General features: G+C 28.6%; 15 protein-coding genes and 1 tRNA gene. 14 read left to right on the top strand and 2 right to left on the bottom strand.

Annotated elements, in window-relative coordinates; genetic code table 11:
* Positions 1 to 19: 19 nt before the first annotated feature.
* Together K324_RS0112150 and K324_RS0112145 are read left to right on the top strand one after the other, a co-directional pair.
* Entirely contained in the window at positions 20 to 1,015 is a 996-nt protein-coding gene (locus tag K324_RS0112150; RefSeq protein WP_026749369.1) for an SPFH domain-containing protein, read from the top strand.
* Positions 1,016 to 1,399: 384 nt separating this feature from the next.
* Complete coding sequence (locus tag K324_RS0112145) at positions 1,400 to 1,864, top strand: hypothetical protein (RefSeq protein ID WP_026749368.1); 465 nt, start codon at positions 1,400 to 1,402, stop codon at positions 1,862 to 1,864.
* Positions 1,865 to 2,036: 172 nt separating this feature from the next.
* On the opposite strand, the gene K324_RS0112140 is transcribed toward K324_RS0112145, so the two are convergent.
* Entirely contained in the window at positions 2,037 to 2,537 is a 501-nt protein-coding gene (locus tag K324_RS0112140) for a TlpA family protein disulfide reductase (RefSeq protein WP_026749367.1), read from the bottom strand.
* Positions 2,538 to 2,870: 333 nt separating this feature from the next.
* Here K324_RS0112140 and K324_RS0112135 point away from each other — a divergent pair, with 333 nt between their 5' ends.
* The 3 genes from K324_RS0112135 (at position 2,871) to K324_RS0112125 (ending at position 4,721) form a co-directional block, all read left to right on the top strand.
* Complete coding sequence (locus K324_RS0112135; RefSeq protein ID WP_026749366.1) at positions 2,871 to 3,881, top strand: YiiG family protein; 1,011 nt, start codon at positions 2,871 to 2,873, stop codon at positions 3,879 to 3,881.
* Positions 3,882 to 3,985: 104 nt separating this feature from the next.
* On the top strand, positions 3,986 to 4,438 hold the full coding sequence (locus K324_RS0112130) for an OmpA family protein (RefSeq protein WP_026749365.1): 453 nt from the start codon (positions 3,986 to 3,988) through the stop codon (positions 4,436 to 4,438).
* 115 nt (positions 4,439 to 4,553) lie between these two features.
* Positions 4,554 to 4,721 carry a hypothetical protein gene (locus tag K324_RS0112125; RefSeq protein WP_156907001.1) on the top strand — a complete coding sequence of 56 codons (168 nt, stop codon included), beginning with the start codon at positions 4,554 to 4,556 and terminating at the stop codon, positions 4,719 to 4,721.
* Positions 4,722 to 4,948: 227 nt separating this feature from the next.
* On the opposite strand, the gene K324_RS0112120 is transcribed toward K324_RS0112125, so the two are convergent.
* A tRNA-Thr gene (locus tag K324_RS0112120) sits at positions 4,949 to 5,024 on the bottom strand.
* A 132-nt stretch (positions 5,025 to 5,156) separates the two neighbouring features.
* On the opposite strand from K324_RS0112120, the gene K324_RS0112115 reads away from it, so the two are divergent.
* From K324_RS0112115 to K324_RS0112075, 9 genes are all read left to right on the top strand, one after another.
* The gene (locus tag K324_RS0112115; RefSeq protein WP_026749363.1) at positions 5,157 to 7,196 is read left to right on the top strand and encodes a hypothetical protein; all 2,040 of its coding nucleotides are present in this window, start codon (positions 5,157 to 5,159) and stop codon (positions 7,194 to 7,196) included.
* The gene (locus K324_RS0112110; protein ID WP_026749362.1) at positions 7,180 to 8,058 is read left to right on the top strand and encodes a hypothetical protein; all 879 of its coding nucleotides are present in this window, start codon (positions 7,180 to 7,182) and stop codon (positions 8,056 to 8,058) included. Before K324_RS0112115 ends, K324_RS0112110 begins: the two co-directional genes overlap by 17 nt.
* Complete coding sequence (locus K324_RS0112105; RefSeq protein ID WP_026749361.1) at positions 8,055 to 8,795, top strand: DUF6339 family protein; 741 nt, start codon at positions 8,055 to 8,057, stop codon at positions 8,793 to 8,795. The genes K324_RS0112110 and K324_RS0112105 overlap by 4 nt, the downstream gene beginning before the upstream one ends.
* A 21-nt stretch (positions 8,796 to 8,816) precedes the next feature.
* Entirely contained in the window at positions 8,817 to 10,460 is a 1,644-nt protein-coding gene (locus K324_RS0112100; RefSeq protein WP_026749360.1) for an AAA family ATPase, read from the top strand.
* Positions 10,461 to 10,476: 16 nt separating this feature from the next.
* Entirely contained in the window at positions 10,477 to 11,538 is a 1,062-nt protein-coding gene (locus K324_RS0112095; protein ID WP_026749359.1) for a DUF2207 family protein, read from the top strand.
* A 70-nt stretch (positions 11,539 to 11,608) separates the two neighbouring features.
* On the top strand, positions 11,609 to 12,652 hold the full coding sequence (locus K324_RS0112090) for a DUF2207 family protein (RefSeq protein ID WP_026749358.1): 1,044 nt from the start codon (positions 11,609 to 11,611) through the stop codon (positions 12,650 to 12,652).
* A 104-nt stretch (positions 12,653 to 12,756) separates the two neighbouring features.
* The gene (locus K324_RS0112085; protein ID WP_026749357.1) at positions 12,757 to 13,896 is read left to right on the top strand and encodes a cysteine desulfurase family protein; all 1,140 of its coding nucleotides are present in this window, start codon (positions 12,757 to 12,759) and stop codon (positions 13,894 to 13,896) included.
* 89 nt (positions 13,897 to 13,985) lie between these two features.
* Positions 13,986 to 14,597: a metallophosphoesterase family protein gene (locus K324_RS0112080; protein ID WP_026749356.1), complete on the top strand. Its 612-nt coding sequence runs from the start codon at positions 13,986 to 13,988 to the stop codon at positions 14,595 to 14,597.
* A gap of 70 nt (positions 14,598 to 14,667) precedes the next feature.
* Complete coding sequence (locus K324_RS0112075) at positions 14,668 to 16,449, top strand: DUF4032 domain-containing protein (protein ID WP_026749355.1); 1,782 nt, start codon at positions 14,668 to 14,670, stop codon at positions 16,447 to 16,449.
* Positions 16,450 to 16,460 lie beyond the last annotated feature (11 nt).

Here is a 16,460-nt window from a genome sequence, read left to right as displayed (position 1 = left end):
TTGAAAGGAGCAGTAAAAAATGGGATTATTTGGCAATCAACTTGCGAACGTAATAGAATGGGAGCAATACAACGATGAGATGCTTTTTTGGAAATGGTCAAATAAGGAAATAAAAAAAGGTTCAAAATTAATTATAAGGCTCGGACAAGATGCAATTTTTCTTTTTAATGGAAAAGTGGAAGGTGTGTTTGAAGACGAGGGAAGTTATGATATTGCCTCTCAAATAGTACCTTTTCTGTCAACATTAAAAGGATTTAAGTTTGGGTTTAACTCTGGAATGAGAGCGGAAGTACTTTTTATCAATACAAAGGAAGTTACTGTAAAATGGGGGACAAAAAATGCCATTAATATTCCAGCACCAGGACTTCCAGGTGGAATACCGATAAGAGCTTTTGGAACGATGGCTTGTAAAATTGATAACTATAATGTGCTGATTGATAAAATTGCTGGAATTAAGCAGCAGTTTAGTATTGATGATGTAAAGGAAAGGGTAATTTCAATGCTGGATCAGCTTCTTATGAAGTGGATAGCAAGAGAAGGAAAGGATATGTTCAATCTTCAAATGAATTCATTTGAAATAGGAAATGGAATAAAGGAAGATATGGACTTTGAGATGCGAAAAATAGGACTTTCTATTCCTAGTTTTTCTATTTCCAGCTTCAGTTATCCAGAAGAAATTAAGAGAATGCAGGAAAAAGCGGCAGGACAAAGTATGGTTGGGGATGTAAACAAATATACTCAAATGGCTATGGCTGATTCAATGGAAAATGGAGAAGGTGCAGGAAATATGGCCGGGAATATGGCAGGTATGCAAATGGGAATGATGATGGGACAACAAATGGCAAATCAGATGAACCAGATGAACAACCAGTCAAATCAAACACAAAATAATCAACAACCTTCAGAAAATGCTCAATCTACAGGAAATAGCACTGCACCGAAGTTTTGTCCAGAATGTGGTACAAAAACAAATGGTAGCAAGTTCTGCCCAGAATGTGGTACAAAATTATATTAATTTCTATAATTAGATAAAAATTATACGGGCTAATATTTCTTAATATTTTTAAGATAAGTTCATATTTTTCTATAAGCTTCGATACTGCTGATGTGTTCATGTGATAAAACCATTTTGTTCCTGTGTTATAATTGTCTCATTGTTAATGATACTGTCATTTACAGTCGATTAAAAATTAAGAATTATACAGTAATATACTTAAAATAACAAAAAAGAATTAGACTTATTAAGAAAGCATATAAGGACGTGGTTTTTATGAAAAATAGTTTTTTTAAGAAATTTTTAGTATTCTTCTTATTTTTTAATCATAATTCCTCTTATTGGATTGGCTAAACTTATAAAAGATTGGATAAATCGCATTCTACAGGGATAGGTACTCATCTTATGTTGTTTTATGAAACTACTGGTAAAACTTGTGAAGGGCAAAAGATTCATTATAAAGGAGACACATCTTTGGGAACCTTGCTTAAATCTAAAGTCCATCAAAATGGAATGAAAGTAAAAGTGGAAGAAGTGAAATTTCAAGATGCCAAAGATAATAAAATAACATTTAAAATTATTCGTACGCTTTTCACTATAAGTCCTGTAAAAGATGAACTTTACTGCTTTGAAGGAGTATTGCCTGATGGAATATCGGATAAAAGAATTACTATAGAATATAAAGGTAAAAAAATAAATTATTATTTACACAATAGTTTAAACCATGTATTAGTAGAAGGAGAAGACGGGCCAGAGCCAATGGAACTGGATACGATAGAATTCTATTCAGGTAATGAAGGTGATAAAATGCAATCAGACAGGTTATTTACCATGATGAACTCAATGTTGGAGAGATTCAAATATATATAAAAAGTTTTGTGTTATTTCTAAAAAACATGATCTTTAAACTAATTTTTATATTTAGTCGTTAGATCATGTTTTATATTTTTTAGTAAATTTATAATAAATTATTTTAAAATTCAATTCAAAAAGTTATTATTTTTCATTTTTTTGATTATTCAGACAAATTCAATAAAAAAATTTAATTAAGATAAAACGCCTGTTTTAAATTATCATAATCCATTATTTGCACAAAAACATTTTCTATAACTGAATTTTGTATTATCAAATTAGTTGGAACATTTTTAACTTTAAAGCCGTTCATTAATGATTGATTAGCGTCGTAGTAAACAGGGAAAGTAAATTTATTTTCTGCGACAAATTGTTTTGTTGCTGTTAAATTTGTTCTTCTGCTTGTAAATACAACTACTACATTTACATTATCCTTATTTTCTTCATAAAATTTTTGTACTTCCGGTAATTCAGTATGGCAGTGTGGACACCACTCAGCAGCAAACACTAATAGTGTAGGTTTACCATTATTGAATATTTTTCTACTTTTTGTATATTTTCCATTAAAGTCTCTTAGCTCAAAATTAGGAATTTTTGTTCCAGCTTCCATATTCACATCAAGAGGTTTTACTTTTCCGTATCCAACTAAAAATACCATAAACATTGAAATAATAACTAATAATTTTTTCATTTTTATCCCTTCTTTCTATAATTTTGAAATGTTTAAATTGTAGTAATAACATTTTAAAGTTATGACTATTTTGCTCAACCTCTATAGTTGTTTAACTTTTGTTAAGTTAATTTTCGAGGATTCAAGTACATTATATAACATTATTTAAAATATGTAAAATAAATTTTTTTATAAATATATTATTTTTATTTGACATTATCTGTAAAAATTATTATAATTGTATAGGTAGTGAAATAAATTTGAAATTAAACTCAAAGAAGTTAAAACTTGGTTAATTAGAATTTTTAAAATAAATTAGATGTTGTTAAAATAGAGGAGGATTGAAAAAGTTATATGAAAAAAATAGGAGCAATAGTAATAATAATGCTGGTTATCGTTTTTTTATCATGGCAGACAGGAAAGGTAGAAAAAAAATCGTTAAGTGGTGTTTCCAAGGAACAGATTGTATTAGAGAAAAACAAAGATAAATATAATAAACATATACGATTTTATAACAGAATATTAAATGTTGATAAAGGACTTTTGTATTATTTTGAAGATGCAGGAATGGATAAAAAGTTTAAAAATATTCAGACTGAGGATATTGAAGCGGATATTGCGATAGATAAAAACTTTATTGATAAATTAAAGGAATTGTCAACAAGTAAAGAGAAGAAAGATGAACTGGATAAAAAGGCGATAGCTATGATTCCAATACTTGAAAAAATGCTGCCAGTTGCAGAAGAAATGAGAACTTATTATAAAAATAAGCAATATTTACAGGATAATTATGCAAAAGCTCAAACTTTACATTCAGAACTGCTTGCTTCATTAGATAAATATAATCAGGTGACAAAAAGTTACAAGGAAGTATTTGAAAAAAAATCTAATGAAATAAAAAAATTAATGATAAAAGATTATGATAAAAGAAAACAATTTATTACATACAATCAATTTGTATTTATTGAAGAAGGCGACAAAATTATAAAGGAAATTCATAAACAAGGGTTAGACGCAAGCGACTTTACGGTAAAGGGGAATCCTAAAAAATTCAGAAAAATTCAGGAAAGAATGGATAAACTTTTTAATAAATTTGAAAAATCCATAAAAAATACAAAACAACTTGGGAAGGAAGGATATAATCCTGGAGATCACAGTGAATTTATCCAAAAAGCAAATAAATTTAAGCAATCTGTAAATGTATTCATCCAAAGAATAGAGAAAAAGGAAAAAGCCTCACATTCATCGGTAAGTGACAGCTTCTTTGCACAGACAGAGGAAGGAACACCAGAAAATGTACTTGCAAACTTCAATGAAGTGATAAAGGAACACAATAAATTATTGGTTAAGAAAACTAAGAAATAATATTTAAAATAGAAAAGAAAGATTTGATTTTGTCAGATTTTTCTTTTTTTTTGAAAAAAATGTGGTATAATTTTAGTGAAAAAAATATTAAGGAGTGATAATAATTGAAGAAATTAGTTTTATTTTTAGTGATGGCAGTTGGAATAAATGCAATGGCATATTTAGGGGGACCTTGTTCGTTAGAAGAAAAAAAATGTGTTATAAGAGGTTTTAACATAGATGGAAATGTACTGAATGAGTCTGAAGCATCAACTATTAGGGAAATTGTCAATGATTTAAATAAATATGGTAAATCTGGAACAATTGATGTTATAGGACATACAGATTCTACAGGTTCACAAAAACATAATTTAAAATTATCAGAAACAAGGGCAAAAAATTTTGCAAGATTAATGAGGGAATTTGGATTGGATAAAAGATTTTCCTTTGGAAAAATAAAAGGCGAAGGAGCAAATACGCCTGTAGATACAGACGATAGAGTTGATGGCAGATACAATAATCGAAGAGTTGAGATTCTTTTGAATAATGTAGAATTTGAAAATCAGGAAAGTAAATAAAATTTGAGTTTTAAAGGGGATAGTTAATATTTGAGTTTAATTTTGAAGTGGTTTTACTGTATGAATATAATTTTTGCAAAAAGAAAGAGGTATCGAGATGAAAAAGATTATTATTTTGGTATCGTTATTTTGCTTAAGTACAGTGTCGTTTTCAGCTAAATCATACTGGGAACCCGCATGGGATGAAGATGACGAACCTATATACATACAAGAAGATGAACCGGCAATATCAATACCAGCACCACCAAGAAATCATTATGATGACTTTGATGATTATTATTAAAAAAGTGTTGCTAGATTATAAATGATTATCAGTTTAAGAATTGTGTTTGATATAAATTATAAATATTTAATATGGTAAAACCACTTCAAAATTGAAATCAAGTTTAAGATTATGCGTAAAATACTAAAAAATATATTTTACTTGATTAGTAATATTTTTACAAATAAAAAAACTATTTTACCGAAATAAAATAGTTCTAAATTATAATATGAGTGATTTTTATAAAGTGGTGCCGCTTGTCGGACTCGAACCAACCACCTACTGATTACAAGTCAGTTGCTCTACCAGATGAGCTAAAGCGGCAAAAAATTTAACAAAATTATTATATCGAATTTTTCCCTTAATGTCAAGGGAAATTTTTGTTTTTATTGAAAGAAAATTTTTTTAATGATATAATTATGGTAAATATTAGGCTGTTTAGGAGGGTTGGAAATTATGGCTATAAATTGGAATTTTCCAGAAAATAATTATTCAGAGTGGCATGGAATCAGTGAGGCCGGAATTGAAACTTTTCGGGGGAAACTATTTGCTTCGCTTGCCAAGGAGATATGTCAGAATTCATTGGATGCACAGCGGATAAAAAATATACCTGTGGGAGTAGAATTTTTTAAACTTGAAATTGAAACAAAAAAAATTCCTGGTTATGAGAAATTGAGAAATGCACTGAAAAGATGCCTTTTTTCCAGCTCAGATGAAAAGGCAAGAAAATTTTTTGAAAATGCGTGTGAAAAAATAGAAAAAGAGAAAATAACAGTTTTGAGAATAAGTGATTTTAATACAACAGGATTGCTTGGCTCAAAAAGTACGAGTACGAAGATAACACCATGGCTAAGTCTTATCAAATCATCGGGAATTTCAAACAAGACTGGAATGTCGGGTGGAAGCTATGGAATTGGAAAATCAGCTCCATTTGCCTGTTCGGAATTAAGGACAATTTTTTATACAACTTATGATACGGAAGGAGTGTTGGCGACACAAGGAGTGGCAAGGCTGATTTCTTTTTTGATTGATAATGATGAGAATGATAAATTTACTCAAGGGATAGGATATTATGGAGATACTGATAAAAATACCCCTATTTTTGAAGAAATTGTCCTTGATGAAAATTTTAGAAGAAAAGGGCAAACTGGAACGGATTTGTATATAATTGGATTTTTGGAAAATAAAAATTGGGAAGAGGAGCTTGTGGTTGCGATTTTAGATAATTTTTTAATATCAATTTATAAACGGAATCTTATTGTAAAAATTAATCAGAACGTGCTTTCACAAAAAACACTTTTAAAAAATATAATTGATTATGGAATTAATAAAAAGAAGAAATATCAGTCGATATGGGACTATTACAGAGTTCTAAAAGCGACTGACTCAAATGAGGTAAGTGCTGAAAATAATGAGAATTTGGATCAGGATAATCAGAATGGTGAAAATTTTACAAATAGTGAAAATGAAAAAATAAAAATTATAAATGATGAAATAGATGATATGGATTTGGGTAATTATTTTGTTTCACAGGATTCGTTTCAGGATTTAGGGGATTATGAATTGAGGATTTTGTATGGGGATTTTAATAGGCAGGTGCTTATGGCAAGAAGCAATGGGATGAAAATATTTGATTTGAAAAATTTTAAATCATTTTTACATTTTTCGGCAATTTTTACGCTTGTAGGAGAAGATATAAATAAATATTTTCGTGAGATGGAAACGCCACAGCATGATAACTGGGAGCCTGACAGACATTCGGATAAGAATGCAAAGAATGTGCTGAGGGAATTGAAAAAAATGATTCGTGATAAAATAATGGAACTTGGGAAAAATAAAATGGAAGATCGTATGGATATGGATGGAATAGGGGAATATTTGCCAGATAATACGATTTTTGTAGATAGGAAACGTGAAAGGGAAAGAACGGAAAAGATTAGTAATAAAACGAAAAATTTGGCTGTAGAAGAAATAGAAAGTGTTCCAAATAGAAAAAATGTTAATAAAGATATAGAAGAAACAAATAGAAATATTACTGATGAAAAGGGAAGTTTTGCCAATATTGAAATGGAAAATGAAAAAATGTTATTTGATAAAAATGGAGAAATAAGTAAAAGAAATTTACAAAAGGAATTTTCCATAATGGAGGATGAAGATGGAATTATTGATATAAAAAAAATAGATATTGTATCAAATGTGGAAAATAGAGTTATTTTAATAAATAAAAAAATGAGAAAATATAAACTTGTGATATTGCCGAAAAAAGATATTGAAAAGGGTAGTGTAAAAATTAGCCTTTCTGGAGAGCAGGCAAGTGTGAAGGCAAAAATTAGGGATGCGTATGAAAATGATGATTTTGAAAAGCCGCTTAGAATAAAGCAGGATAAAATTTATATTGAAGATTTAAAAATAAATCAGAAATTTTCGCTTACATTTATTTTAAATTATTCTGATGAATGTTCAATGGAGGTGGATGTTTATGAATATCGAACATAAGTTGTATCCGTATCCTGTACTAACTTATTTTAATGACGATTATTTAAATTCGATTTTTATGGCAAAAGTGGAAGTGGAAAAGGGGATTGGAAAAATTGGAGTTAGTCTGGAAGCAGTTACAGATGATTTGGGATTACTAGGATTGATAAATGACGGATATGCGGAATTTGTGTTCAGAATAGAATGCTTGGCGACTTTATACAGGGAAATTGTGAAGTCGGGTGATGGAAAGAAAAAAATTTTTATTTCAGAAGAAAAAATTGACAGTAAAATAACGGTTTCGACTTTTATTGTAGCTAAAAAGAATATTGAAAATTATATAAATATAAATTTTAATGAAGATTATAGTGATATTTCCTTTTTTATTGAAAAATCCAGTATTCTAGCAATTGCAAGGCAGTTTAAAATACATATTGAAAAGGAAAATGATAATTTGGGAGAGCCATCTTCAATTTTTTGTTTAGTGAGAAATACTGCTGAAAAAGAAGAAAAGGAAGTAAAATTTGATATAATGGGAAATAAAATAAAAATAATACTTCCAAAAGAAGAATACGAGAATATAGCAATGTTATCTCAAAGTAAACCTAATCAAGAAATTTTGCATTCATCCCTTATATTTCCAGCATTAGTTTATGTTCTGGAAAACTTAAAGACAGATGATTATGATAATTATGATGATTATGTCTGGTTTAGGACAATAAAAAAAGTATTAGAAAATCTTGAGATTGAGTTAAACTGGGAAAATATTGAAAGTTACCAGTCCTATAGCTTGGCACAGAAAATAATAAATTATCCGATTGGGAGAAGCCTTGAAGCTATGAAACAGATTGGAGTTGTGCAGGAAGAGGGGGAAGATGAATGAAATTAAAGTTTTTACATGAAAATACGCTGGAGGAACTTAGAGAAAATATTGAAAATAATTTAGAGAGTTACAAATCAAACTCGAATGAATGGATTTTTGAGTTTTTTCAAAATAATAATCCATTTTTAGAGTTTAAAAAGGAAATTCCTGAATTTAAATTAAATATGTCTTATGAAAAGCCGAGTGAAAGTGATATTGAAAATGTGAAAATTATGTATACTTCCTTGAAGGACTTGACGAATGTTGAAGCTGCAAACGAAAGACTATGGGCTGGAATGGCACATTCAGATTTCTGGGATTATATGAAATATCGTTCAGCATTAGATAAGAAGAAATTAGATACACAAAAAATAAAAAAATTATATTTTTTTTCAAATGGTAAAAAAGGCTCGTTAATCAAGCATTTGTTGGCAAAATTATGGTGGACGGGAAAACTAGTTTATGATGAAGAAAGAGATAATCCTTTTGAATTACTGGATGTATTTAAAACTGATTTTTCTGGAAGAATATCAGGCCTATTTGCCAGCAATTTTAGTAACAGCCAGAAAATTACATCAGTATTTTTAGAAACAATTTTAGAATTTGAGAAAAATGGAGTAAAAATAAAAAGAGAAAATTTTACAGATATTGTTATGTATTTAAATATTTTAGGAGGTTCAGTAATACTGGATTATTTTGAAAAAGAAGAACTGAAAGAAAAAATTTCGAGGAAAATAGAAAATTTATTGTATACATAAAATAAAAAATGGGGTGAAAAAATGAGAAAAAAGCGATTACCGATAGGAATGTCTGATTTTAAAAGAATAATAGAAGAAAATTACTATTATGTTGATAAAACAGGATTGATTAGTAATATTTTAAAAGATGGAGCAAATGTAAATCTATTCACTCGTCCAAGAAGATTTGGAAAAACACTTAATATGTCAATGATAAGATATTTTTTTGATTTTGAAAACAGGGAAGAAAACAAAAAATTATTTGACAATCTTAATATCTCAGAAAGTGAATATGCAAGTGAACAGGGGAAATATCCGGTAATATTCGTAAGTTTCAAGAATATTGAGGAAGATGAGTGGGAAGACTGTTATTTTGAAATAAGAAACTTGATAAGTAATATGTATGATGAATTCAGCTTTATAAGAGAAAAGTTGGATGAAAGAAAGTTGTATGAATTTGATAATATCTGGTTCAAACGTGATGGGGCAGACTGGAAAAATTCTTTAAAAAATTTAACAAAATATCTGTATGATTATTATGGAAAAAAGAAAGTTGTCGTTTTAATTGATGAATACGATACTCCAATAATTCAGTCATATCAAGCAGGGTACTATAAAAAGGCAATTTCGTTTTTCAAAAGATTTTACGGAGAAGCCTTGAAGGATAATGAGTATTTGCAATTTGGGATTATGACAGGAATTTTACGGATTGCAAAAGAGGGAATTTTTTCAGGGCTTAACAATCTGAAAGTAAATACAATATTTAGTGAAAAATATTCTGAGTTTTTTGGACTTACAGAAAATGAAGTCATAAGAGCTGTGAAATATTATGAGCTTGAATATGAGCTGGAGGAAGTTAAGAAATGGTATGACGGTTATCAGTTTGGAGATAGTGAAATCTATAATCCTTGGTCGATTATTAATTTTTTGTCAGCTGGGCAATTACGTCCTTACTGGATAGGAGTTTCAGGGAATAAATTGATAGATGAAATGCTTGATAAAGGGAATAAGGAAATATTTGATGATTTGGGGAAATTATTTAATAAGGAAAAAATTTATAAGGAAATAAATGATTATTCTGAATTTACTTTTGATACAGATGATATATGGCAATTATTTCTGTATGCGGGCTATTTGACGATTGGTGGGGAAAAAGTAGATAATGAGTATCCTATAAGGATACCGAATAACGAAATACTGGAGTTTTTTGAGAACAGGTTTATTGCCAGATTTATTAGAAAAACTCAAAAATTTACAAATATTATAAAAGACTTGAAAAAGGGGAAAATAGAAGAATTTGCAAAAGGGCTTCAAGATGAGATATTATCCTCGCTAAGTTATTTTGATACAGATAAGGATGAGAAATATTACAAAGTATTTTTAATAGGGATTTTCATAGTTCTGGGAAATGACTATATTAGGCTTTCTGAAAGGGAAAGTGGGTATGGAAGGGCTGATTTGGTACTTGAGCCTAAAAATAAGGAAAATCCAGCATATATTTTTGAATTTAAAGTGGCAGGAAATGAAGAGGAAATGGAAAATTATGCGATGGAAGGATTTGAGCAGATTAGAGAGAAGGAATATGATGTAGAGCTGAAAAATCGTGGAGTTAAAGAAATAATCCACATTGGGCTTGGATTTTACCGGAAGAAATTGAAAATGAAGTATGAAAGAGTGAATTTTTAGTTTTAGGAGTTTAGATGTGGGAAATGTGGATTTTGTTATAAAAATTTTGGAAATTATCATAGTTGTAGTTGTTACAGTGTATTCTGTCTTAACTTGGTATTTTTTTGGAAGGGATCCGAAGAGAAAAGCCGTTGTTCCTGAATTTAATGTGCCACATAATATTTCTGCAATGTTCATGGCATATATTAATGGAGAAAGAGATTCAATAAGAATATTAAAGATTGGAATACTGTCATTATTATCCAAAAATTATATTTCCGTTATTAAAGATAAAAAAGGAAAAATTAAAAAATTTATTTTGAATAGTAAAAATAAAAAAAATTTAGAATTAAGAAAGACAAATTTATTTGAAGAAGAAAATGAATTACTGGATATTTTGTCTGAGGGGGACTTATTTTCCAACAAACAGTTAATTTTAAAATATAAAAACCGTATTGTATATTTTTTAGAGAAAAAATATAAGAAAACGATATATAAAAATAATTATTTTTGTTTTATTCCATTTATTTTAGGAACTGTGATTTTATTATTTCTTATATTATTGAAATTAACAAAGGGAAGTGTTGAAAATTCAGTTCGTACCACAATAGCAGGAATTATATGGTTAAAACTTGTGTATGATATGTCAAGGGGAGTTTTGAAATTTTTATATATTACAGTTGTTATAGGTGGAATTATTGGGGTTATAATGTATGTTGATATTTATTCGGGCATAAGTTTATTTACTTTAGGGATAATATTTTTGGTTTATGAAAAAGCGATAGGAAAGTACACGACTGCAGGAAGAAGAAAAATGGAATATATCGAAGGGATGAAAATGTATTTTAATACAACAGAAAGATACAGGATAGATAAATTTGAAACGCAAGAGGAAAAATTGAATTATTTTAATTATTTGCTTCCTTATGCTGTTGCACTTGAAATAGAAGATGAAAGTTTTAAATTATTTATGGATTCTTTAAATTTTTTAAATATGATGGGAAATTACAAAGAGGCAAAATATTTTGTCGATGAATATACAGTTTCAATATTTCCTAATAAATTGTTTAAAAATGTATTTGATTTTTTTAAAGCTTGACTTATTAAGATTAGACAAGTTTGGAGCTTGAGAAGGTTAAAATATAAAAATGTATTAAAGGAGCTGATTAATGAATAAATCTTATATAGTTATAATTGAAATTATTGTGGTTGTGCTTGTTGTAGTGTACTCTGTTTTGACATGGTATTTTTTTGGAAGAGATCCGAAAAGAAAGGCAGTTGTTCCTGAATTTGTGGAGCCAGATTACATTTCTGCAATGTTTGTGGCTTATATTAATGGTGAGAGGGATTCAAAGGAAATATTGAAAATTGGAATATTGTCGTTAATACTAAAGGGATACATTTCTGAAGTTGATGAAGCTGGTACTGGAAATAGGAAATATACTTTGAATAAGAAAAATAGGGATAATTTGAGATTGAGAAAAGAAACCTTGTTTGAGGAAGAAAATAATTTGCTGGATGTTCTTTCGGAAAATGATTTGTTTGGGAATAAACTGGGAGTGATTGGGTATAAAAATCGAATTGTTCATTTTCTGGAAAAGAAATATAAAAAGATGATTTATAAAAATAATTACTCATATTTTATTCCATTTATTTTGGGAATAGCAATTTGTGTGGCTTTTACATTGTCAAAATTAATGCAGAAAGATATTGCAAGTTCGATGATTCTTACAATTTTTATATTTGGATGGCTAGCATATGTATATAGCATGCAGAGAGGATTATTGAAATTTTTGTATGTAACAACTACTGTGGGCGGGTTTATTGGCGTGATATTGTATGCGGATATTTTTTCTGGAATAATTTTGTTAATTTTAGGGATAATGTTTTTGATATATGAAAAGGCAATAGGAAAATATACAGTTTCAGGACAGCGAAAAATGGAGTATATTGAAGGTTTAAAAATGTATTTTGAAACTGCTGAAAAAAATAAAATAGATAAATTTGAAACAGAAGAAGAAAAACTTAATTATTTTAATAGAATATTTCCTTATATTATCGCACTTAAAGTGGAAGATGAAAAAATAGTAATTTTTAAGGATTCTTTGGATTTTTTAAATATAATGGGAAGTTATGCTGAAGCTCAATGTTATGTTAATGAGTATGTAGATAGGAAATTTCCGATTTTTAGAAAAAAATATATTTTTTGGTAAGATAAGCAGATGATTAGAAAAGTAAAATGTATTTTAGAATTAAAATAACAGAATTTTATAAATTATAAAATAATGAAATGAAAAAAAGGAGAAGAAAGTTAAAAATGAAAATAGTATATTTAGATAATGCCGCAACTACAAAAATGTCCGACAAAGTGATAGAAGAGATGACAAAATCGTTTAGTGAAAATTATGGAAATCCGTCTTCTGTGCATTCATTGGGACAACGGGCAAAATCAGCTGTGGAAAGGGCAAGACATATTGCTGCACAGAATTTGAAGGTGGAAACGACTGAAATTGTGTTTACATCTGGTGGGGCTGAAGGGAATAATCTTGTGATAAGAGGGTTTTTAAAGGCGAACAAGGATAAAGGGAAACATATTATAACGTCTAAAATAGAGCATTCTACGGTTTTAAAGACTTTTGAGCAGCTTGAAAATGAAGGATATGAAGTTTCGTACATTGGCGTTGATGAAAATGGAGTTGTAGATATTGAGGAGTTAAAACAGGAATTGAGGGAAGATACGGCACTTGTTTCGATAATGTTTGTGAATAATGAAACTGGAGTTATTCAGCCAATTAAGGAAATTGGGGAAATTTTGGCAGAGAGAAATATATTTTTTCATACGGATGCAGTACAGGCGATAGGGAAATTGGAAATTTTGCCAAAAGATTTGAAAATAAATGCTTTGACAGCAACAGCTCATAAATTTTACGGGCCTAAGGGAGCAGGATTTGTATTTATTGATAAAAAATATTCGGTTGAAAAGGAAATCTGGGGTGGCTCGCAGGAAAGAAACAGACGAGCTGGAACAGAGAATGTCCACGGAGTTTTGGGGCTTGGTGTGGCACTTGAGGAAGTTTATGAAAATTTGGAAGAAATGTCAGAAAAAAAAGAAAAATTACAAACTTATTTAGAAAATAAACTGAAAACTGAAATTGTAAAACTTGGAAAAAAAATAAAAATAAATGGAGAAAAAGCGGATAGAATAACAACAACAACAAATGTCTACATAGAAGGAGTGGATATTCAAATGCTACTGGTAGCACTAGATTTAAGAGGAATCTGCATAAGCGGCGGTTCAGCATGCATGTCAGGCTCGCTTGAAAATTCACACGTTTTGAAGGCTATGGGGCTTACTGATGAGGAATTGAAAGGTTCATTTAGAATTAGCATTGGAAAAGATACCACTATTGAAGATATAGATTATTTTGTCGAAAATTTAATTGAAGTTATTTCATAGAATTAAATAAAAATAACTTATCTGAAATTATAAGGATAAATTTTTAAATAAAAAAATAATGATATATTTAAAATTGGAGAATAAAATAAATGAAGAAAAGCAAAAAGAAAAAATATAAGTTTCTGTGTGTGAGTGATATTGAGATTTTGGCCGATATGGAAGAGGATTTATTGAAGCAGAGATTTAAGGATATAGACTTTATAATGTCTGCTGGTGATGTTTCCAACAATTATCTGGATTATCTTGTTTCGGTATTAAATAAAGATTTGATTTGCGTTAATGGAAATCATACGTATAATAGGGATTGTCCGATAGAATTTGCAAAGGTAATTAATGGTAAATTTATAAAATATAAGGGACTGCGGATATTGGGACTTGATGGGAGCAAGGTTTATTCGTTTCAGGAACATCAGTATAGTGAAAGTCAGATGAAAATGAAAATTTTAAAAAATATTTTTTTTCTTCGTAAAGGTGTTGACATTGTTTTGAGTCATGCTTCGCCTGAAGGGATTCACGACAGAGATGATGGTGTTCATAATGGTTTTAGGGTTTTTCATAAGGTTATAAAGCATTTTAAGCCGAAATTGTGGATTCATGGGCATATACATTTGTCCAATTTTATGAATTATCAGGATACAATGGTTGGAGATACAATGGTGTCAAATACGTTTGGATATAGGATATTTACTATTGAAAAATAAAGAAATGTTAAAAAAGTTGTACAGTTATTGAAATATTTTATTTTAGAAAAAGTGGATATTTGGAGGAAAAATGGAAAATAGGACTTTGATGAATGTGATGGAGGCGGAAGAGGCTTATAAAAAATTTCTGAAGTCTTCGAGAGGAATATTTGGTTTTAATTTTAAGAAAAAGGAGAATTTAAAGTCGTTTTCGGAAATTCAAAAGGAAGAAAATGCCTATAATAGTGTGAATTTAGGGATAAAGGAAGTTCCGCTTGATAAAATAGTAGGAAGTGTTGAAAAATATGCAGATTTTGATAAAAATTTTGTTCCTAAAAATAATGTGGTAAAACAGAGATGGATAAATATTTACATTGGATATACGTCAGATAGTATGCTTCCGACGGTTATTCTTTACAAAATAAAGGATAATTACTATGTTTATGATGGAAATCATAGAGTTTCAGTGGCGAAATTTCTAAATTTTGCAACAATTGAAGCACAAGTGGAGGAGTTTTTGCCAACAAAGGATACGAAGGATAAGGTTATTTACAGGGAGAACATGATTTTTGAGAAGGAAACAGGACTTTCTGATATTTTTCTTTCAGAGCCCATAAAATATAAATATTTGAAGGAAGAAATCGAAAGTTATAAAAATCTTTTAGACAAGAGAAAAAATGAAAATTTGGATTTGAAGGAAACAGCTAAAAATTGGTATATGAATGTATTTTTACCAATAAAAATGATACTTTCTGAAAATGAAATAATTAAAAATTATGAAGGTAATCCAGATGATGTTTTTTTGTTTTTTTTAGAACATAAATATTATTTGAGTAAAAATCATGGGAAAAATGTAGGATATTTGTATAGTGTAATTAACTTTATAAATTTAGTAAAAACAAACGAAAATAAAGATTTGGAAAATATTTGTGAAATTCAGACGCAAGAATTAATTGAAAAATGTAAAAAATTGGAAAAGATTGATGGTGAGCTGATAAATTCTAATTTTAAACATGAAATACAAGTAGAAGCAGAATTGGAAAATGAAGTTGTAAGTTATTTTAGAAATGCAGTAGAAAAACTTTCTAATAGATATTCCAGCTATTTATTTGAATCTGAAAAAATGGCAAATAATGAAATATGGACTTATTTTGCTAAATATATTTTGAATTATATAAAAATTTTAAATACTCATGAAAATAATCATTTTAGCAGTATGAATGGTAAAAATATTATTGAGGAAAATAACTTTGAAAAAGAGCAAATAACTAAACCCAAAATGCAATTTGACAATATTGAAGTAAACACACTGAACTATATCCTTGAGGTATTTTTGCCAATTGCTGAAATATTTTTGAAAATAAATGAGAAAGATCACTTTGTTGTGAATGAATACGAAAAATTGCAAAATGATTTCTTTAGTTTATTAAAATTAAAAAATTTGCTTAAAGCAGAAGGAAAATCTACTAAATATGAGAATATAATGACTGAAAATATAGAAATTGGTATAAATACCAAAAATAAAAAAGTCCTTTTTGGAGTACAGGAATTTCTTGTTTTAGAAAAGAAAAAAGAATTTTTGAAAAACTTGAAAAATCCTAAAATTTTTGAAGAGATATTGAAAAAATATGGAGAAATAAAAAAATACGAAACTTATGTAAAATTTTTTATAGCACTTGATAATTTTGGAGAAGAGGAATTTTTAGATAATTTAGAAAAAAATTTAGAAAAATTTTATTTACAGGATGATAATGTGGTTGAGTATAAGACGGAAAAAGTGATGAATATTGAGAATGATGATATTTTTGAAAGTGAATATGAAATTGGGTTTATAGATTTTTTTGTAATAAATTTGTCTGGTAAGTTATTTTAAAATTTGTTAAT

Origin of the sequence: Leptotrichia trevisanii DSM 22070, assembly GCF_000482505.1 — a bacterium.
In the GTDB taxonomy this organism is placed as follows: Bacteria; Fusobacteriota; Fusobacteriia; order Fusobacteriales; family Leptotrichiaceae; genus Leptotrichia; species Leptotrichia trevisanii.
This window is presented reverse-complemented; position numbering and strand designations above follow the sequence as displayed.